Source organism: Halobellus sp., from assembly GCF_042218505.1.
Lineage (GTDB): Archaea > Halobacteriota > Halobacteria > Halobacteriales > Haloferacaceae > Haloquadratum.
Genome location: NZ_JBDGQZ010000041.1, coordinates 60,234 through 78,841, shown reverse-complemented (window position 1 = coordinate 78,841; position 18,608 = coordinate 60,234). Strand labels below are relative to the sequence as shown.

At 64.9% G+C, this 18,608-nt stretch carries 16 protein-coding genes; 7 read left to right on the top strand and 9 right to left on the bottom strand.

Annotated elements, in window-relative coordinates; all coding sequences use genetic code 11:
- Positions 1–15: 15 nt before the first annotated feature.
- The gene (locus ABEI27_RS11460) at positions 16–387 is read right to left on the bottom strand and encodes a hypothetical protein (RefSeq protein ID WP_375799539.1); all 372 of its coding nucleotides are present in this window, start codon (positions 385–387) and stop codon (positions 16–18) included.
- Between the two features lie 62 nt (positions 388–449).
- Positions 450–713, bottom strand: a complete 264-nt coding sequence (locus tag ABEI27_RS11455; RefSeq protein WP_375799538.1) for a MarR family transcriptional regulator — start codon at positions 711–713, stop codon at positions 450–452.
- Positions 714–925: 212 nt separating this feature from the next.
- On the opposite strand from ABEI27_RS11455, the gene ABEI27_RS11450 reads away from it, so the two are divergent.
- The 3 genes from ABEI27_RS11450 to ABEI27_RS11440 all read left to right on the top strand — a co-directional run bounded on the left by ABEI27_RS11450 (position 926) and on the right by ABEI27_RS11440 (position 4,502).
- Positions 926–2,278: an FAD-dependent oxidoreductase gene (locus ABEI27_RS11450; protein ID WP_375799537.1), complete on the top strand. Its 1,353-nt coding sequence runs from the start codon at positions 926–928 to the stop codon at positions 2,276–2,278.
- A complete protein-coding gene (locus ABEI27_RS11445; RefSeq protein ID WP_375799536.1) occupies positions 2,271–3,194 on the top strand; it encodes an alpha/beta fold hydrolase in 924 nt (307 codons plus the stop codon). The genes ABEI27_RS11450 and ABEI27_RS11445 overlap by 8 nt, the downstream gene beginning before the upstream one ends.
- A gap of 90 nt (positions 3,195–3,284) precedes the next feature.
- Positions 3,285–4,502 carry a proteasome-activating nucleotidase Pan1 gene (locus ABEI27_RS11440; RefSeq protein ID WP_375799535.1) on the top strand — a complete coding sequence of 406 codons (1,218 nt, stop codon included), beginning with the start codon at positions 3,285–3,287 and terminating at the stop codon, positions 4,500–4,502.
- 13 nt (positions 4,503–4,515) lie between these two features.
- On the opposite strand, the gene ABEI27_RS11435 is transcribed toward ABEI27_RS11440, so the two are convergent.
- The 3 genes from ABEI27_RS11435 to ABEI27_RS11425 form a co-directional block, all read right to left on the bottom strand.
- On the bottom strand, positions 4,516–5,001 hold the full coding sequence (locus ABEI27_RS11435) for a hypothetical protein (RefSeq protein WP_375799534.1): 486 nt from the start codon (positions 4,999–5,001) through the stop codon (positions 4,516–4,518).
- A 78-nt stretch (positions 5,002–5,079) separates the two neighbouring features.
- A complete protein-coding gene (locus ABEI27_RS11430) occupies positions 5,080–5,529 on the bottom strand; it encodes a hypothetical protein (protein ID WP_375799533.1) in 450 nt (149 codons plus the stop codon).
- Between the two features lie 77 nt (positions 5,530–5,606).
- Entirely contained in the window at positions 5,607–5,795 is a 189-nt protein-coding gene (locus tag ABEI27_RS11425) for a hypothetical protein (RefSeq protein WP_375799532.1), read from the bottom strand.
- A 125-nt stretch (positions 5,796–5,920) separates the two neighbouring features.
- Here ABEI27_RS11425 and ABEI27_RS11420 point away from each other — a divergent pair, with 125 nt between their 5' ends.
- From ABEI27_RS11420 to sufD, 4 genes are all read left to right on the top strand, one after another.
- Positions 5,921–9,898 (top strand): DNA polymerase domain-containing protein, encoded by a 3,978-nt coding sequence (locus ABEI27_RS11420; RefSeq protein ID WP_375799531.1) that lies wholly within the window; start codon positions 5,921–5,923, stop codon positions 9,896–9,898.
- 188 nt (positions 9,899–10,086) lie between these two features.
- On the top strand, positions 10,087–11,001 hold the full coding sequence (locus tag ABEI27_RS11415; protein WP_375799530.1) for an ABC transporter ATP-binding protein: 915 nt from the start codon (positions 10,087–10,089) through the stop codon (positions 10,999–11,001).
- Between the two features lie 58 nt (positions 11,002–11,059).
- The gene (sufB, locus tag ABEI27_RS11410; protein ID WP_375799529.1) at positions 11,060–12,490 is read left to right on the top strand and encodes a Fe-S cluster assembly protein SufB; all 1,431 of its coding nucleotides are present in this window, start codon (positions 11,060–11,062) and stop codon (positions 12,488–12,490) included.
- Position 12,491: 1 nt separating this feature from the next.
- On the top strand, positions 12,492–13,706 hold the full coding sequence (sufD, locus tag ABEI27_RS11405; protein WP_375799528.1) for a Fe-S cluster assembly protein SufD: 1,215 nt from the start codon (positions 12,492–12,494) through the stop codon (positions 13,704–13,706).
- A gap of 25 nt (positions 13,707–13,731) precedes the next feature.
- On the opposite strand, the gene ABEI27_RS11400 is transcribed toward sufD, so the two are convergent.
- From ABEI27_RS11400 to ABEI27_RS11385, 4 genes are read right to left on the bottom strand one after another with little or no spacing between them, the layout of a single operon-like run.
- Positions 13,732–16,794 (bottom strand): hypothetical protein, encoded by a 3,063-nt coding sequence (locus tag ABEI27_RS11400; protein WP_375799527.1) that lies wholly within the window; start codon positions 16,792–16,794, stop codon positions 13,732–13,734.
- Complete coding sequence (locus ABEI27_RS11395; protein ID WP_375799526.1) at positions 16,794–17,708, bottom strand: hypothetical protein; 915 nt, start codon at positions 17,706–17,708, stop codon at positions 16,794–16,796. The genes ABEI27_RS11400 and ABEI27_RS11395 overlap by 1 nt, the downstream gene beginning before the upstream one ends.
- Entirely contained in the window at positions 17,705–18,091 is a 387-nt protein-coding gene (locus tag ABEI27_RS11390; protein ID WP_375799525.1) for a hypothetical protein, read from the bottom strand. The genes ABEI27_RS11395 and ABEI27_RS11390 overlap by 4 nt, the downstream gene beginning before the upstream one ends.
- Before the next feature lie 19 nt (positions 18,092–18,110).
- Positions 18,111–18,590, bottom strand: coding sequence for a hypothetical protein (locus tag ABEI27_RS11385; protein WP_375799524.1), 480 nt, complete (start codon positions 18,588–18,590; stop codon positions 18,111–18,113).
- Between the last annotated feature and the right edge of the window lie 18 nt (positions 18,591–18,608).

Below are 18,608 nucleotides of genomic sequence, written 5' to 3'. Positions count from 1 at the left end.
CGGGCGAGCGCTCATTCAATCCCTCATCCGCCCGATAGCTGGTGACGACCGGGAATCAGTTCGTCCGTCGAGCAACGCCACGCGGAGTTGCCGGAGCGTCGCGCGGGCCGTCCGACCGCGACGTGCGAGGTCGGCGGCGCAGTTCTCCGATGTGCGGTCGGTCGCGGCCGCATCGACTGCGCGATCGAGCTCCGCGAGCCGACCGTCGGCCACGTATGCCGAGGCGGTCTGCGCACACGCCGTCGCGGCCTCGGCCTCCGCAATCGTCCGTTCTACGGCGGCGGGGTCGACGACATCGACTGGGGGACCGCGCGGCGCTGTACCGTCTGCCAGCGCGCGGAGCGATCGGCGAACCGCGCGGGGAGACGGTGACGAGGAATCCGACATACGCGCTCTGGGTCCCGATCCGGTATGAACCTCCGGACGGATCCTGAGACGGAGTGCATCCGTCAGATAGCCAGCGTGTAGAGCCGTTTGCGCGCGTCGGTGAACGAGAACCGCGAATCGACGACGTCAGCATCTTCGAGTCGGGAGAGTGCGTAGCGGACCGTCCGCGGCGGGAGCAGCGTCTCCTCGGCGAGTTGGCTCTGCGTCAGCGTGTCGTTGTAATCGAGGACCTTGGCGACCAGTTTCGCACTCGGCGGCATCTCGCGCACCGGGTCCCAGCGATCTGTCGACTCTTCGTCCGGAGCGAATGCCTCAGTGGTACTCATTCGTACTCGATACACGGTGATGTAGACTGATAATATTTGCTGTATGTATTTATTACTTCTGAGAATACTTTCGGAGGAAATACATAAGTCGGAGTTCTCACATTTCTACATATCTCTCTGGATTGGAGCGAAATGATGTGCTGGAAACGACGATCTGAGGGCGAAGAGCACGTTTCACACCGACGATGCCGACAGTTGGAGGTATCGAGATAATGCTCAGTGACGTACCTCGATACGATCCGGACCGCGTGAGCACCCGGGGCGAACACGCCGTCGTGGTCGGCGCGAGTATGGCCGGATTGTTCGCCGGGCGCATCCTGGCCGACGCGTTCGACCGGGTGACGATCCTCGACCGTGATCCCCTGCCCGACGAGCGAGTCGCGCGTCGGGGCGTCCCGCAGGCGAACCACGTGCACGCGCTCTTGGAGCCGGGGCGCGTGATGCTGGAGGACCTGTTCCCCGGCTACGGCGAAGAAGTCCGTGAGGCAGGCGGAGTCGTGATGGACGCGTCGAAGAAACTCGACCTCTATCAGGGAGGTGACTTCATTGCGGAGGCCCAGGAGGAACTGCCGTTCTACTGCGCGAGCAGACCGCTGTTCGAGCAGCTCACGCGCCGACACGTCGCCGAGTGCGCGGACATCACGCTCCGCGGCGATTGTCACGTCACGGGATTCGTCGCCGACGACGAGGGGACGGCTGTCACCGGGGTCACGTTCGTCGAGCGCGAGGAAACGAAACTGGATGCAGACCTGGTCGTCGACGCGACGGGGCGGACCTCGCGGACCCCCGACTGGCTCGAACGCCACCGCTATCCGACGCCGAGAACCGAAGACATCGGGGTCGATCTCGCGTACAGTACGGTCGCCGTCGATCGTCCGCCGGAGAACGAACAGGGGTATCTGATCGTCCCATCGCCGCCGGTGACGCGCGGTGGAACGGCAGTACCCGCCGAGGACGACCGCTGGATCGTGACGGTGTTCGGCCGTCACGGCGATCATCCCCCGACCGATCCGGAGGGCTTCGAGGCGTTCGCGTCCTCGCTTCCGGCACCGGTGATCAGCGAAATCCTCGCGAACCACGAGTGGGACGGCGACGAGATCCACCGCTACCCGTTCCCCGCGAGCAAGCGCCGGTACTACGAGGACCTGGATCGATTCCCCGACGGCCTCCTCGTCACCGGCGACGCCATCGCGAGTTTCAATCCGATCTACGGGCAGGGGATGTCGGCCGCGGCCCTCGACGCCCTACATCTTCATCACGCGCTCGCAAACGGGCGTGAGAACCTCGCTCCACGGTTCTTCGACCGTGCTGCCAACACGCTCGACGTCGTCTGGCGGATGACGGTCGGTTCCGACTTCGAGTATCCGGAAACCGAGGGGGAGAAGCCGGCCGGGACGGACGCGTTCAACCGCTATCTCTCGTGGGTCGTCGACGCCGCCCACGAGGACAGTTACGTCGCCGAGCAGTTCACGCGCGTTCTCAGACTCGAGGTGCGCCCGACCGCGCTGCTGACACCGGGAATGCTCGGGCGAGTCGCCAGCGCGAAAGTACGGGCATATGTCTGAGAGAGTGACTCGCACGAAGCGGGCCACCGATACTCGGGCTGTCGCGCCCGATGCGCTTCCGCCATCGGCGACGTTCGAGTTCGTCGAGACGAGCGGAATCGAGCTGCACACGCTCGTCGCCGGCGACGACGCGGACCCGCCGGTCTTCTGTCTGCACGGCTTCCCGGAGTTCTGGTACGGCTGGCGCTCGCAGATTGCGCCGCTCGTCGACGCCGGCTACCGCGTGATCGTCCCCGATCAGCGCGGGTACAACCGCAGCGACAAGCCAGACGGGGTCGACGCTTACACCATCGACGCGATGGTGGCTGATCTGGTGGGCCTGTTCGACGCCTTCGGCTACGACAGCGCGCAGGTGGTCGGCCACGACTGGGGCGGTGCGGTCGCCTGGCAGACGCTCGTGGAGCACCCCGACCGGATCGAGCGCGGCGTGACGATGAACATTCCCCATCCGGACGTGTTCTTACAGTACGTCGCTGAGCGGCCGAGTCAACTCCGACGGAGTTGGTATATGTTCTTCTTTCAGTTGCCGAAGGTGGCCGAGGTGGCGTGGCGCGCCGACGACTGGCGCGGCCTCCGATGGTTCGTCGACACCTCGAACCGCCCGGACACGTGGGACGACCGGACGCTCGAACGGTACAAGCGAGCGTGGTCTCGGCCGGGGGCGTTCACGGGGATGCTCAACTGGTATCGGGCGCTGATACAGGGCGACTCACCGGAGCCGGCATCCTGGACAGTTGAACCGGAAACGCTGCTAATCTGGGGGCGGGAGGATCCGTACCTCCACCCGGAGATGGCGGCGGCGAGCGCCGACCGGTGTGCGAACGGGCGGGTCGAACCGATCGAGGACGCCACCCACTGGGTGCAGCACGAGGCGTCGGCGCGGGTGAACGATCTGCTGGTGGATTTCCTCGAATAACCGTCTGAGCGGCTCTCGGAAGCGCCTCCTGCGTGTATGGGGGTTTCACCTACCCGAAGCCTCTTATGAAGCCGTAACCTACGGAGAGTGATGACTGACACTGTGGACGACGTCGAACTCCCGTACGACGAGGAGGCGGCGTCGCAGCAGGAAAAGATCGAGGCGCTCAGAGAGCGTCTCGACGTTCTGGAGTCCCAAAACGAAGAGATGCGGGACAAGCTGCTGGACGCGAACGCGGAGAACAACAAGTATCAGCAGAAACTCGAGCGACTCACGCACGAGAACAAGAAACTCAAGCAGTCGCCTCTGTTCGTTGCGACGGTGCAGGAGATCACCGACGACGGCGTCGTGATCAAACAGCACGGCAACAACCAGGAGGCGCTCACCGAAGTGACAGACGAGATGCGCGAGGACCTCGAACCCGACGCACGCGTCGCCGTCAACAACTCGCTCTCGGTAGTCAAGCGACTCGATAACGAGACCGACGTCCGGGCCCGCGTGATGCAGGTCGAGCACAGTCCGGAGATCACCTATCAGGACATCGGCGGGCTCGAAGAGCAGATGCAGGAGGTTCGCGAGACTGTCGAGATGCCGCTCAAGTCCCCCGAGATGTTCGAGCAGGTCGGGATCCAGCCGCCGTCCGGCGTGTTGCTCTACGGACCGCCGGGCACCGGGAAGACGATGCTCGCGAAGGCGGTCGCAAACCAGACCGACGCGACGTTCATCAAGATGGCCGGTTCCGAACTCGTCCACAAGTTCATCGGTGAGGGCGCGAAACTGGTTCGCGACCTCTTCGAGGTCGCCCGCGAGAACGAGCCTGCTGTCCTCTTCATCGACGAGATTGACGCCATCGCCTCGAAGCGGACGGACTCGAAGACCTCCGGCGACGCCGAGGTCCAGCGGACGATGATGCAACTCCTCTCGGAGATGGACGGCTTCGACGAGCGTGGCGAGGTTCGCATCATCGCGGCGACGAACCGCTTCGATATGCTCGACGAGGCGATCCTCCGTCCCGGCCGCTTCGACCGCCTCATCGAAGTCCCCAAGCCCGAGAAGGCGGGCCGCGAGATCATCTTCCAGATCCACACTCGCGATATGAACGTCGCCGAGGACGTCGACTACGAGCAACTGGCCGAACTGGCCGACGACGCCTCGGGCGCGGACATCAAAGCCATCTGTACGGAGGCCGGAATGTTCGCCATCCGCGACGACCGCACCGAGATTAGGATGGCCGACTTCGTGGAAGCCTGGGAGAAGATCCAGGCCGACGCCTCTGCCGAGGGCGAAGTCAGCCGCGCCTTCGCCTGAGTTCCGGACGCGGTCAGTCGGACTCGTCGGACCGGTTTCCGTCGACTGTCACGGCGTTTTCATCGCCCGACGCACCGCGTTCCCGTAGCCTCGCGATCGCCCGACGAGTCGTGTCGGTCGCGTCGTAGCCGCGCTCGCCGCGGACTCTCGTCTCGGTGAGCAGTCCCGCCGCGCGGAACTCCGAGAGGAGACCGTGCAGGTCCGACTCACAGAGGTCGTACGCCGAGAGGAGTTCGACGGCCGACATCGGCCCTCGGTCGGCGAGTTCGACGAGTAACCCAAGAGATCGCTTGTCGTGCGCGGCCGTCACGACGGTCCGGACCGACGCCGGGATCCCGTCAGTCGCGACCGAGAGCGCCGCCTCGCGGTCTGCGAAAGTCAGCCGCTCGTTCGGGAGGTAGCGCTCCTCACCGGTCTCGGGGTCGCGGACGCGACTCGACTCCGATGAGCGCTTTATGAGGAGATACCGGTCGCCCGACGCGTCGCGGACGGTCTGCATACGTAACCCGAGTTGCGGCGGGCGCTTATCGGTTGCGCTCGATCCGTCATTCGCCCGGTCTGTCACCGGCTCTGCCAGTCAGTCGACGTCGTTCGGCGCGCCGCTGCTGGTCTCTACTGACTCGGCGTTGCTTGACGCGCCGTTGCCGGTTTCCACTGACTCGACATCCTCTCCGGACTCCGCCGCGTCGTCGTCGGCGACGCGCGTCTGATAGGTTTGATAGAGGTCGTACGTCCGATAGAGCGCGAACAGCCCGACGACGACCGCTCCGCCGCCCAGCGTATACTGGCCCCGGAACACGACGAGCATCAGGCCGATACTGACGCCGCCGAGCGCGACGTTGGCGTAGATCACTGCTACCCAGAAGTACTTGGCAATGTCGCCATCGACCTCGATGCTGGGGTCGGCTCCCGCTCCCGGTTCCTCGATCGACGGAATAGAGGCGAGGTCGTCTTCGGGGTGGCCCCACCGCGCCTCTGGATCGGGTTCGTCGGGTTCGTCCGGCCACTCCTCGGAATCCGGGATCACACTAAAACAGACGGGCGGCACCCGCAAAAACGGTTCGCCCGGCGGTCACGCTCGTAGACGGGATATACCGGCGCCGTTCAGCAGTGGTCCGTGAGTGTGACCGTTCGGTCGGCCTCGACCCATGCAAGCGGGTTCTGCGGATCGTAGAATACGACCCCGTCGTCGACCTCGTAGGACTCGACATCGTCGAGTCCGCTCGCTTCGCCCAACCGCGCAGGGGCGGCTGACGACCGATCCGTCCGCTCGGAGTCTGCAGGGTCGACCATCGTGGACTTTGGTACGAAATAACACACTATATGTCTTGCGCCGAGAATATCGTGGTCGATAGCGAGAGGTGCCGACGTCGGGTGCAATGCCGAACCTTTTACCCCGGACTCCCGAACGCGTGGCTATGAAACAGGCAGGGCTCACCGACGACTGGGGCGGCGAGGACGCCACCGACGGCGCCCGGCCGGACGCGGAGGCGGTCGCGGTCGCCGGCAACGGAACTCAGCACATTTCGGAGGTCGTCGACAGCGAGGAGATTCGCTTTCCCGACCCCGACGGGACGGTCGAACTGCTGGTGACGCAGGTGAACTACTCCATTGAGGGGAGCGGTCGCCGCGAGTATCCCGTTCTCCACGTGTTCGGCCGGACGCCGGGCGGCGACGTCGAACACGTCCGCGTTCTCGGCTTCGAGCCGTACTTTTATGCACCGACGGAATCGCTGGACGACGAGACGCTCGACAAGGACGCGATCACGCGAACCGAGGAGGGGTTCGAGAGCATCCGCGGCGACGACCTCACGAAGATCTGCACTCGAACGCCCCGCGACGTCGGCGAGATCCGCGACGAGTTCGACCACTACGAGGCGGACATCCTCTTCCCGAACCGGCTGTTGATCGACAAGGACATCAAAAGCGGCATCCGGGTCCCGAGGCGACGCCTCGGCGACGAAGAGAGCGACGAGCGGGACGACGACGCCCCGATCCAGATTCCCCACGACGAGATCGAACCCACCGACGTCGCGGGCGACATTCGCGTCAACACCTTCGACATCGAGGTGGACGACCGCTCGGGATTCCCCGAGGAGGGCGAGGAACCGATCGTCTGTCTGACCTCCCACGACTCCGAGCGCGACGAGTACATCTCGTGGCTTTACGAGGCACCGAACGCCGGCGAGGACGTCGAATCCCCCGACGACATCGACGACTACGAGCCGATCCGCTCGGACACGGACATCGACGTCCGAACGTTCGAAGCGGAGGATGCGATGCTCGACGCGTTCGTCTCGTACATCGAGCGGACCGATCCTGAGATTTTGACAGGGTGGAATTTCGAGGACTTTGATATGCCGTACCTGCTGGACCGAATGGAGGTCCTCGATCCGCGTTCGGAGTACGACCTCGACCCCGAGCGCTTCTCCCGAATCGACGAGGTCTGGCGAGGTGGTTGGGGCGGTCCCAATGTGAAGGGCCGCGTGGTGTTCGATCTGCTGTACGCCTACAAGCGCACCCAGTTCACCGAACTGGAGTCCTATCGGTTGGACGCCGTCGGCGAACTCGAACTCGACGTCGGGAAGGAACGGTATCCGGGCGACATCGGCGACCTCTGGGAGCAGGATCCGGCGCGCCTGCTGGAGTACAACGTCCGCGACGTGGAACTCTGCGTCGAGATCGACCGGAAACAGGACGTCATCGCCTTCTGGGACGAGGTACGGACGTTCGTCGGGTGCAAACTCGAGGACGCGCCGACCCCGGGCGACACCGTGGACATCTACATTCTCCACGAGGCGCACGGTCGATTCGCGCTCCCCTCGAAGGGACGGGCCGACGCCGAGGACTACGAGGGCGGGGCCGTCTTCGATCCGATCACGGGCGTGAAAGAGAACGTCACCGTGCTGGACCTCAAAAGCCTCTATCCGATGTGTATGGTGACGATCAACGCCTCGCCCGAGACGAAAGTCGACCCCGACACGTACGACGGCGACACCTTCCAGGCCCCCAACGGGACGCACTTCCGCCGCGAACCGGAGGGGATCATCCGCGAGATGATCGACGACCTCCTCGCCGAGCGCGAGGAGAAGAAATCCCTGCGGAACGACCACGACCCCGACACCTCCGACTACGAGCAGTACGACCGACAGCAAGCCGCCGTGAAGGTTATTATGAACTGCTTCACCTCGGATACGGACGTTCTCACGCCCGAAGGCGTGCGGAACATCCGCGATCTCGACGTCGGCGACGAGGTCTACTCGCTCGACCCCGAGACGATGCGGATGGAAGTAAAGCCCGTCCAGGAGACGCACGAGTATCCGGACTACCGGGGGGACCTCGTCGACATCGAGACCAGCAAGACCGACTTCCGGGTGACGCCGAATCACCGGATGCTGGTCCGGAAGAGCGCGAAGAACGGTGCGACCTGGGACGACTACCGGTTCGTCGAGGCCGGCGATCTCTCCGAGTACTCGCAGTACGAACTCCCGCACGGGTGGTCGGTCGATAGCGGCGACCGGATCGACGAGATCGACCTCACCGAGCTGCTCGATGCCGAGGACGGCGAGTACGAGGTATGGGTCCGGCCGTCGGTCCACGGACGGGCGTTCACCGCGGAATTGGGCTGGACACCCCGACGCGTATCGAAAGCGGACGTCGGACAGACCGGCTACGTGTTCACCGCCGAGGAGTTCGAGGAACACCGCGAATACATCGAATCCGTCTGCGAGACGAGCTACGTTCACCGTGAATCGGGAAGGAAGTGGATTCCACGGACGTACGACGGCGACGATTTCCTCGAACTCCTCGCGTGGTACGTCACCGAAGGGAACGTGTACACGTCCGAAAAAAAGCAGTTCGGCGAGAACCACCGAGAGTCGTCGACGACCGTCAAGATCGCACAGAACGCAGTTGCTGACGGCGGAGAGACGGGCCGAGACGATCAGGCGCGAATCGGTGAACTGCTCGACCGGATGGGCTTCGACTGCTACGTCAACGACCGATCCTATCAGTTCACCTCGCGGCTCCTCGGGGATCTGTTCGAACGCCTCTGCGGCGCGGGCAGGGTCGAAAAGCGGATTCCCGACCTCGTCTTCGACGTCGCCGAGGAGCAGAAGCGGGACTTCTTGAACGCCCTCGTCGCGGGCGACGGCGACCAGCAGGTGAATTCGTGGCAGTACACGACCTCGAGCGAGCGACTCCGCGACGACGTCCTTCGTCTCTGTGTCCACCTGGGACAGACCGCGAGCTACAACCGCGACAGCGGCTCCTGGCGGATCTACTCCACCGAGAGATCGGAGAACTCGTTCCGGATGCACCGAAGCGGCGGACGCAGCACCGCCGACGACGGCGTCTACTGCGTGACGGTCGCGGACAACCACACGCTATTGGCGGGGCGAAACGGGAAATTCCAGTTCGTCGGCCAATCGCTTTACGGCGTTCTTGGCTGGGATCGCTTTCGTCTATACGACAAGGAGATGGGCGCTGCCGTCACTGCAACGGGTCGTGAGGTGATCGAACACACCGCCGAGGCCGCGGCCGAACTTGACAAAGAAGTGGTATACGGGGACACCGACAGCGTTATGTTAGAACTTGGACAGGAAGTGTCCAGGGAGGAGGCCATCGAGCAGTCTTTCGAGCTGGAGGAGTACATCAACGACTCCTACGACGAGTTCGCACAGGACGAACTGGACGCTGCCCGTCACCGCTTCCAGATCGAGTTTGAGAAACTCTATCGGCGGTTCTTCCAGGCCGGCAAAAAGAAGCGATACGCCGGGCACATCGTCTGGAAGGAGGGGAAAGACGTCGACGACATCGATATCACGGGCTTCGAGTACAAGCGCTCGGACATCGCCCCGATCACGAAAGAGGTGCAAAAGCGCGTGATCGAAATGATCGTCTACGGGAAGGAGACCGACGAGATCGCGGCGTATCTCAACGGGATCATCGAGGACTTCGAGACGGGCGAAATCCCCGTCGAAAAGATCGGCATCCCCGGCGGGATCGGCAAGCGACTGGACGCCTACGACACCGCAACGGCGCAGGTCCGGGGCGCGAAGTACGCCAACGAGTTCCTGGGGACGAACTTCGGACGCGGCTCGAAGCCCAAGCGGCTCTACCTCCGGAAGGTCCACCCGTCGTGGTTCCGGGAGATGGAGAACGAGGAGGGCTACGATCCCCAGCGAGACGCACTCTACGGTGAATTCAAGCGCGATCCCGACGTCATTTGTGTCGAGTACGACGACCAGGTACCCGAGGCGTTCGAGGTCGACTGGGAGAAGATGCTGAGAAAGACCCTGAAGGGGCCGATCGAACGGATCATCGAAGCGCTCGGGATGTCGTGGGACGAAGTCAAATCCGGTCAGGAGCAGACTGGACTCGGCAGTTTCGTGTAGGCTTCGCAGTTTCGCGCCGGTCTCACCACTTTCGTGGGGACCTCGATACGCCTGATGTCGATGCCGACGATTGAGGTTTGTTTCGGGAATTGCAAATATATTTTCTCTACAGTAAAGTTCGGGGTGGCGAATGCGTAACCATTATGAGCGACAGAGCCCACTTTATCGGTACGAGGCAACGAAACACGATGGCTACACTCGAAATCAAGAACCTCCACGCGAGCGTGGCGGAGGACGGTGGCGAACAGATTCTTCGTGGCGTCGACCTGGAGGTTAACTCCGGTGAGATCCACGCCCTGATGGGTCCGAACGGCTCCGGGAAATCGACGACGGCGAAGCTGATCGCCGGACATCCCGCGTACGAGGTGACAGACGGGGAGATCCTGCTCCACCTCGAGGACGACGAGTTCGGCGAGGAACTCGAGATCCCCGAAGAGCATCGAACCTGGCACCTGCTCGATCTGGAACCGAACGAGCGCGCGGCGCTCGGTATCTTCCTCGGCTTCCAGTACCCGGCCGAAATCGAAGGCGTGACGATGACGAACTTCCTCCGCACGGCGCTCAACGCCAAGCTCGACGAGCGCGAAGAACTCTTCGAGGACGAGGACGAAGACGATACCGACGTCGAGGAGGACGAAGGCTACGAGAACTCCCCGATGGAGGGTCCCGCCGACGACGGCGAAATCGGCGTCGCCGAGTTCCAGCAACTCCTCAAGGAGAAAATGGAGATTCTGGATATGGACGAGAAGTTTATGCAGCGCTATCTCAACGCCGGCTTCTCCGGCGGCGAGAAGAAGCAGAACGAAGTGCTGCAGGCTGCAATTCTCGAGCCATCGATCGCCGTTCTCGACGAGATCGACTCCGGACTCGACATCGACCGTCTTCAGGACGTCGCAAAGGGCATCAACGCGCTCCGCGACGAACAGGGCACCGGCGTGCTCCAGATCACTCACTACCAGCGAATCCTCGAATACGTCGAGCCCGACCACGTCCACATTATGCTCGATGGAAAGGTCGTCAAGAGCGGCGACGCGTCGCTCGCTGAGGATCTCGAAGATCACGGCTACGACTGGGTTCGCGAGGAAGTCTACGAGGCGGCGTAACTATGTTTGGTTACGCACAGGCCTATAAGAAACGAACCGTAAACACACACTACACACTATGAGTTCCGAACAAGATCACCTCAAAGACACTGACACCGAAGCCCGCTTCGACTTCAAAAAAGAGGAGTCCTCCGCGTTCCAGACTGAGAAGGGCTTGACCGAAGAGACGGTCCGCGTCATCTCCGAGGACAAAGACGAACCCGAATGGATGCTGAACCGGCGTCTTCGGGCGCTGAAGCAGTTCCAAAAGATGCCGATGCCGACCGACTGGCCCGGCCAGCCGGACCTCTCGGAAGTCGACGTCGCAGAGATCGTCCCGTACATCCGGCCTGACGTCGACGTCCGCGCTGGCGTCGACGACTGGACGGAACTCCCCGACGAGATCAAAGACACCTTCGACAAACTCGGCATCCCGGAAGCCGAGAAGAACGCGCTCTCCGGCGTCGGCGCTCAGTACGAGTCCGAAGTCGTCTACCAGAATATGCAGGAGCGCTGGGAGGAGAAGGGCGTCATCTTTATGAATATGGACGAGGCGGTGCAGGAGCACCCCGAAATCGTTAAGGAGCACTTTATGACGAAGTGTGTCCCCCCGTCGGACAACAAGTTCGCCGCGCTGCACGGTGCGGTCTGGTCCGGCGGCTCGTTCGTGTACGTCCCCGAGGACGTCACCGTCGAGATGCCCGTCCAAGCGTACTTCCGGATGAACTCCGAGGGGATGGGCCAGTTCGAGCACACGCTCATCGTCGCCGAAGACGGCGCGGAGGTACACTACATCGAGGGCTGCAGTGCCCCGAAGTACTCCGCGTTCAATCTGCACTCCGGCGGCGTCGAGGTCTTCGTGGGCGAGGACGCCCACGTCCAGTACTCGACCGTCCAGAACTGGTCGAAGAACACCTACAACCTCAACACCAAGCGCGCGCTCGTCGAGGCCGACGGCCGGATGGAGTGGATCTCCGGCTCGATGGGCTCGAAGGCGACGATGCTGTACCCCTCGACCGTCCTCAAGGGGCCGAGGGCCTCCGACAATCACATCACTATCGCCTTCGCCGGCGACGGACAGAACATCGACACCGGCGCGAAGGTCTATCATAACGCGCCGAACACGAAGTCTACCATCGAGTCGAAGTCGATCTCGAAAGACGGCGGTCGGACCAACTACAGAGGGCTGGTCCACATCGCCGACGGCGCTTCGGACTCCTCGACGTCCGTCGAGTGTGACGCACTGATGTTCGACAACGAGTCGACGTCGGACACGATGCCGTATATGGAGATCAACGAGTCGAAAGTCGACGTCGCCCACGAGGCGACGGTCGGCAAGATCGGCGACGAGGACGTGTTCTACCTCCAGTCACGCGGCCTCGACGACGACGACGCCAAGCAGATGATCGTCTCGGGCTTCATCGAGCCGATCACCGAAGAGCTCCCGATTGAGTACGCGGTCGAACTCAACCGCCTCGTCGAACTCGAGATGGAGGGGAGCCTCGGATAGTATGAGCGGCGTCCAATTGCCCGCGAACCTCTCGGAAGAGACCGTTCGCGAGATCTCAGAGAGCCGCGACGAGCCCGGGTGGCTGCTCGAGGCCCGCCTCGACGCGCTCGAATCGCTCGAGACGCTCGACCTCCCGGATGTCATCCAGACGCCGGGCCGTCGCTGGACCAACCTCGACGCGCTCGACTTCGAGTCGCTCGTCGACCCACTGGATCAGGCTGACGAGACCGAGCGCGCGAGCGACGAGGGCGTCGAAGTCCTCACCTTCGCCGAAGCGATCGACGCGCACCCCGAACGTGTCGAATCCGCGTTCGGTTCGACGATCGATCCCGAAGAGAATTACCTGACGGCGCTATCAGCGGCGCTCTTCACCACCGGAACGGTCGTCTACGTTCCCGAGGGCGTCGACGCCGAGGACGTGACGATCCGCGCGGAGATGAACTCCCGCTCGCTGTTCAGTCACACGCTCGTCGTTACCGAGAAGTCGTCGTCGGTAACTATCCTCGAGAGCATCGAGTCCGGTGAGAGCGTCGACAGCGACGCCCGGTATTTCTCGAACCTCGTCGAGATCGACGCCGGCGAGAACTCGTACGTGCAGTACGGGTCGCTACAGGACCTCGAAGAGGACACGTACAGTTACTCGCTCAAGCGCGCAGACGTCAACACGTACGCGACAGTCAACTGGATCGAAGGCAACCTCGGCTCTCGGCTCACCCGCTCGGACGTCGAGTCCGAACTCAACGGTGACTCCGCCGAGACGAAGATCGTCGGCGCGTTCTTCGGCCACAGCGACCAGCACTTCGACGTGAACGCGCGCGTCTGGCACCAAGCCGAGAACACGACGGCGGATCTCGTCACCCGCGGTGTCCTTGACGAGGAGGCGCGCTCGGTGTACGAGGGTGTCCAAGACGTCGGCCGCGACGCGTGGAACACGAGTTCCTACCAGCGCGAGAACACGCTGATGCTGTCGGACGAAAGCGAGGCCGACGCGTCGCCAAAGCTGATCATCCACAATCACGACACGGAAGCCTCTCACTCCGCGACGGTCGGGCAAGTCGATCAAGAAGACCTGTTCTATATGGTCTCGCGGTCGGTTCCGCCGCAGCAGGCGCGGAATATGCTCGTCAAGGGCTTTTTCGTGCCCGTTCTCGAAGAGATCGAGGTCGACGAGTTCCGCGACGACCTCGAAGAACTGATCGCCGCGCGGCTCCCGTAGACGGCGTTTTCCGCCGGCTTTCGCTTTACTCTCGGTAGCACTGTCCCGTAGTCGTAACACAGCGCGGCCCAGGTGCGGAACCGCTCCAGGCCATCGACCGCTCGTCTGCGTTGCCGTCGGTGTCGCCGACGCCGAGTCTGCCCGGCGGAACGACCGCGACGGCGACCGTCCGAACCCGGAATCCAATACGTTCGCTCCGCCCTAAAGCCTCCGTCTCACCGTCTCCATCGACATCGAGCGCGACGACCGCACCGTCCCGGACGTACGCCGTTTCGCTCTCCTCGACGCTGACAGCGAAGCGGCCGTACGCACCGCGGGACTCGACGACCCAAAGGTTCGCCGTGGCGACCCATGGACTGAGCGTCGGCGAGAGCGGCACGCCCGCTGGGATCCCGCCGATGGTGTCGTTCGTCGCGCGAGCGACGCCCCGTTCGGTGGCCCGGCCTGCGGCGTCGGTCACCGCCTTCTCGGCGAACGTGCGGGTGGAGGTGACGGCGTCGTCGACGGCCGATTCCGGGACGCGAACGCGTTCGGAGGTTGCGACGCGCCGGAGCTCAACTCGTAGGGCAGTGCTGAGTCGGTCTGCGGCGAGAGCCGAGGCCCGCCGCCCGGTGGAGTTCGGTTTGATCGCGACAGCGGCCACCGCGCGGGCCAGCGACCCGTCGGTCGCGGCGACCGAGCGCTCGCCGGGGCCGTCAAAGCGGTCGAACGACTGATCGACGACCCGGCGGCGCTCGTCCCGGCTGAGTGACGTTTCCCGAGCGAGCGTTCGCGTAGCAGTAGTTCTGACGTCTCTCATCGAACGCTCAACCGCCCGTGCGAGCGCGTCCCGGCGAGCCCGCAACTGTGGATTCCGATGCGTTTCGAGCGTCGAATCGGCGGCGAGGAGGGCCTGCCCTGCTGTGTGAAGTGAGACGCGACCTGGGTCGCCGAGGAGCGTTCGCGTGACCAGATCCGCGCTGTCGCCGTACGGCACGCTGAATACGTTCACGTTTCTGACGGCGAGTCCGACGTACCGCTCGTCGTCGGCGATGCCGTCGACGAGGGTGCCCTCCACGGGGTCGAGGGCGAGATACGCGGGGTCGGCGTCGGGGACTAGAACCGTCTCGCCGCGGACGCCCGTTTTCTCGCCGACGTTCGTCCGTGGTGACGGTGCGTGAGGGGTAAGCGCCGCGAGTTCGGCCACCCGCGAGGGACCGAGACCGCTCGCGTCGAGCGCGCGGTCGATGCCGTCGTTCTGCGACCGGGTCTGCCCGGCGCGGTCGTCGAGTCGCGCGACGACCCGATCGAGATAGGCCGCGCGGGCGGCGACACGAGTCCGATCCGCGACACCGTCGTACCGGGTTGGGGTGTCCAGCAACTCGGCCCGTTGGTCACGGACGAGGGCTGCGAGTCGCGCCGCGCCGTTCGCGCGACCGGTGGCGGCGTCGCTGGCAGCAACGTCGACGGAGAGGGTGCGCACGCGGTCTCGCAGTTGGGCGAGGTCGGCGTACACCCAGGCGTCGAGGTCGGCGGGGCGCTCTCCCACAATCGCCCGGGATCCGCTCGTTCGCCCGCCCGTCGCGGCCTTTCGGGCGATTGCGTCGGGGCCACCGAGAGCGGAAACGAGCCGATCGGCCTCCGACCGTCCCTCCCGAAGGTTCGGTCCGGAGAGCGCACCACCGCTCTCGAACACCGATCCGAGGGGACGGGTCGGTGCGGCGGTTTCACGCAGGCGACCGGTCCCGATAATGTGGACGCGGTGGACGTCCCGCCAGGAAGCGCTCGTCGTTCGGGGCGTCTCGTTGACTTTCACCCACGTCCGCTCAACGCGCCATCGCTCGATGACCCGTCGGGTGGCCGAGTAGAGTCGTCGCGTCCCGACTCCGACCCGAGGGTTCCCTCGGCGTCGACTTCTGTATTCGGTCACGGAGAGTGCCTTCGACGTGTCCGAGTGCGCGAGCGTCCAGTTTTCCCCGGGCGGTCGCGGTGTTGGGCGGCGCTCGTCGTCGATTGTCCGGACACCGGCGCGAACTGAGACCGTCGCCCGATAGCCGTCGTGCCGGATCGATTCAAGACGCTGCGCGCCGTTCGATCCCCGGAGCAGACTCAGGAACGCCTCGTCAGCGGTCCCGTTTACCCCTACGGAGATGGTTCGTGTCGCCGGGAGGGAACGCCAGTCAGTCCTCGTTTCCGACCGCTCGGCCGCGTTCGGATCCGGAAGTCGGCCCGTGACCGCCGAGACGACTCGCGGGTCCGCTCGGGCCCCAAGGAGATCAGTGAGACCGGTCCGAAGTGTCGCTGCCCGGACGCCGGCGGCCGCGTCAGGATCGGCTCGTCCGAACGCGGCCCGCTGTGCGTCGAGCAGTCCGGCGTTCGTCGAGAGCGCGACGTGACGGTTCCCGACGACGTTCTCGATTGGTAGGCCGCCGTACTGTCCCAGACCGCGGGCTTGCGCCATCGCCGTGACGCCAACGGTAGTGCGGCGGGCGAGCCCCGGGCTTTCGAGCGGACCGGCGTTCAGCCGCTCCTGGAAGTTCATCGTGCGGTCGTGAAGCGCCAGCACGGGGATGCCAACGGTGACGGTGCGGTTCACCCGGCGCGTCTCCAGCGTTCGGCTCTCGCTTTCGACCGTCAGTTCGAGCCCGCGGATCGTCACCTGAAGTTCCGTTCCGTCGTCGAGGCCGGCGATGGAAACGCGTTCGATCGCCTCGGAAGCATCCGCGACGGAGTCCCCGAACGACGCGCGGGCGACGCTCTCGCCGCGTCGGTGTTCGATCGGGTCCATCGCCGCTCGGGCGGCGAGGAAGATCCGCAGTCGGAGATAGCGACGGAAGATGTCGGAGCCAGCGAGCGCGGTCCCGGCGTCGCTGTCGGCCGTGACGGTGACCGGATCACGGGCGGCGGCCGTCGCAGCGTCGCGAGCGGCGGTTCTGAGGGCGGCCGTCGCTTCGGCATCGACACGGTCTGCCACAACGTCGGCTGATCGATCGACCGGCGCGGGTCCGGGCGTCGCGAGCGAAGCGGCGAACGTCGAACTGCCGACGAGAAGCAACACGCCGAGGAGCGCGAAGGGGATTCGGGCGCGGTCGTCTTCGGCGAGCCGCATCATCGCTCACCCCCAGCGTCGTCCCACGTTCTAACCACGATCCGGACGGAGGAGACCGAGACCGCCGAAGCGGCTTCCTCGGGGCTCTCGTACTGTGATCGAAGGTCGGCAGTCATCCGAGGAGCGAGGCGGCGTGCGATCCGCGCGTTGGCCGCCGCCGTGTCCTCGGTCGCGAGCGGTGCCGCCACCGAGGCGTCGGTGGCTGTCGCCAGTCGCGCGTAGCGATGACGGACCAGTGCCGCCGCCGGGTCGTCGCCGCGGAGTGTGAGCCGTGCCGGGCCGGGAGGGACGAGGACAGTCACCGTCCGTTCGGCGACGATCGTCCCGAGTCGGTCGAATCCGTCGGCGGCCGGCAGGGCCGGTGGCTCGACGCCCGTCGGAATCCTGAGCGTCGCCGCGTGGACCCGACCGGACGAGGGCTCGGGGCCGACACCGAGGTGTCCGCCGACCGGTGCCCCGGGGTACGGACGCCACATCGCATCGATCCGGACCGACGCACCGGTTCGGGCACGGACTGCGTCGCTGACGGCTGTCCCGAACTGCACTCGACTTCGGGTGAGGGGTGACAGGTCGGCGGTCGATCCCCGACCGCGCTCCCGGTCGAGGTCGACGCCGCTGCCGGCCATCGCGCCGCGGGCCAGCAGGCCGGCGAGACTTCCGTGGGCCGTGCGGTGGAGTTCCGGCGAATCGAGAGCGACTGCAGGCACGCCATCGGTGGTCGGCGTTGAGGTTCGCATCTCGCGCACGCCCGGTGCGAGCGAGTAGTTGACATGTCCGGTCGTCGTAGCGAGCGAATCGGCGACGGCGTCGGCCGCGCCGTGCGTCGCCGCAGGCGATCGATCGACGGTTACGAGGCCGACGACGGCCGCTGTGATGAGGAGGAGACAGACCGCCGCGTCGACGGCGACGTTCATCGCCACACCCAGACAGTGAGTCGGCCCCAGATCACGTCGCCCTCGCCGGAAGCGACGCTGACCGGGCGGGTCGCGCGGTCGACTCCGGATCGCTCCCCACGCGGGGGGCGCCGTCCGTTCGTCCACCGCCCTCGTTCTGTGGTCACCGCGACGGCGACGCGGTAGCCGTCGGGGGCGACGTCGCTCGCGCCGATGAGGGCGACGGGATCGACCACACCGCCAGTGCTCACAACGTCGTGAATACGGTCGAGGGTCGGATCGGCGAGTGCGTCGTCGGTCTCGGTCGGCATCGTCGAGTCCAGTGTCGTCGCGTAGAGGGACACGCCGGTGCAAACGGCGAAGAGAGCGATCAGCGCGACCACCGGAGTCGTCTGCGCTCGCATCCCCGACCTCGGGTTGCGATCACGCATCAACGAGAACGACATCCACGCCCTCCCACGTGGTCCGACGGACGAGCAGCGTCCGATCGACCTCGCGCCAGGGTGCGTCGCTCGCGGTCGCACGGGCACCGACGACCGCCTGGCGAAAGGCATCCGGCGAGTCGTACACCCGGTCCGGCGGTGTTCCGTGGAGGACGTCACGCAGCGGCGACTCCGACACCGGAACCGGTGTGACGGGCCCGAACGCCAGCGACGCGTGTGCCGTCCCCGCCTCGGAGCGAAGGGCGATCCGTCGTGTCCCGAGGCGAATCGAATCGGCATCCAGCGGGTGCTCCGCAGTTGCGGCATACTCCGTGGCCGCGACGCGGTCGACAGTTGCCCCCACCGCAGCGGCATCCGGCGGCGGTTCCGTCGGGAGTCCAGCGGTCGCGCCGAGCAAGGCGACGCCCGCAAGTGAGAGGCCGATCCAACCGTACCACGCGTCCACCGTCACGTCGAACATAGCGCCGATGGTCTCCCT

Coding starts and splice junctions, on each gene's coding strand:
- ABEI27_RS11460 (WP_375799539.1), bottom strand. CDS start 387: ATGTCGGATTCCTCGTCACCGTCTCCCCGCGCGGTTCGCCGATCGCTC.
- ABEI27_RS11455 (WP_375799538.1), bottom strand. CDS start 713: ATGAGTACCACTGAGGCATTCGCTCCGGACGAAGAGTCGACAGATCGC.
- ABEI27_RS11450 (WP_375799537.1), top strand. CDS start 926: ATGCTCAGTGACGTACCTCGATACGATCCGGACCGCGTGAGCACCCGG.
- ABEI27_RS11445 (WP_375799536.1), top strand. CDS start 2,271: ATGTCTGAGAGAGTGACTCGCACGAAGCGGGCCACCGATACTCGGGCT.
- ABEI27_RS11440 (WP_375799535.1), top strand. CDS start 3,285: ATGACTGACACTGTGGACGACGTCGAACTCCCGTACGACGAGGAGGCG.
- ABEI27_RS11435 (WP_375799534.1), bottom strand. CDS start 5,001: ATGCAGACCGTCCGCGACGCGTCGGGCGACCGGTATCTCCTCATAAAG.
- ABEI27_RS11425 (WP_375799532.1), bottom strand. CDS start 5,795: ATGGTCGACCCTGCAGACTCCGAGCGGACGGATCGGTCGTCAGCCGCC.
- ABEI27_RS11420 (WP_375799531.1), top strand. CDS start 5,921: ATGAAACAGGCAGGGCTCACCGACGACTGGGGCGGCGAGGACGCCACC.
- ABEI27_RS11415 (WP_375799530.1), top strand. CDS start 10,087: ATGGCTACACTCGAAATCAAGAACCTCCACGCGAGCGTGGCGGAGGAC.
- sufB (WP_375799529.1), top strand. CDS start 11,060: ATGAGTTCCGAACAAGATCACCTCAAAGACACTGACACCGAAGCCCGC.
- sufD (WP_375799528.1), top strand. CDS start 12,492: ATGAGCGGCGTCCAATTGCCCGCGAACCTCTCGGAAGAGACCGTTCGC.
- ABEI27_RS11400 (WP_375799527.1), bottom strand. CDS start 16,794: ATGCGGCTCGCCGAAGACGACCGCGCCCGAATCCCCTTCGCGCTCCTC.
- ABEI27_RS11395 (WP_375799526.1), bottom strand. CDS start 17,708: ATGAACGTCGCCGTCGACGCGGCGGTCTGTCTCCTCCTCATCACAGCG.
- ABEI27_RS11390 (WP_375799525.1), bottom strand. CDS start 18,091: ATGCGAGCGCAGACGACTCCGGTGGTCGCGCTGATCGCTCTCTTCGCC.
- ABEI27_RS11385 (WP_375799524.1), bottom strand. CDS start 18,590: ATGTTCGACGTGACGGTGGACGCGTGGTACGGTTGGATCGGCCTCTCA.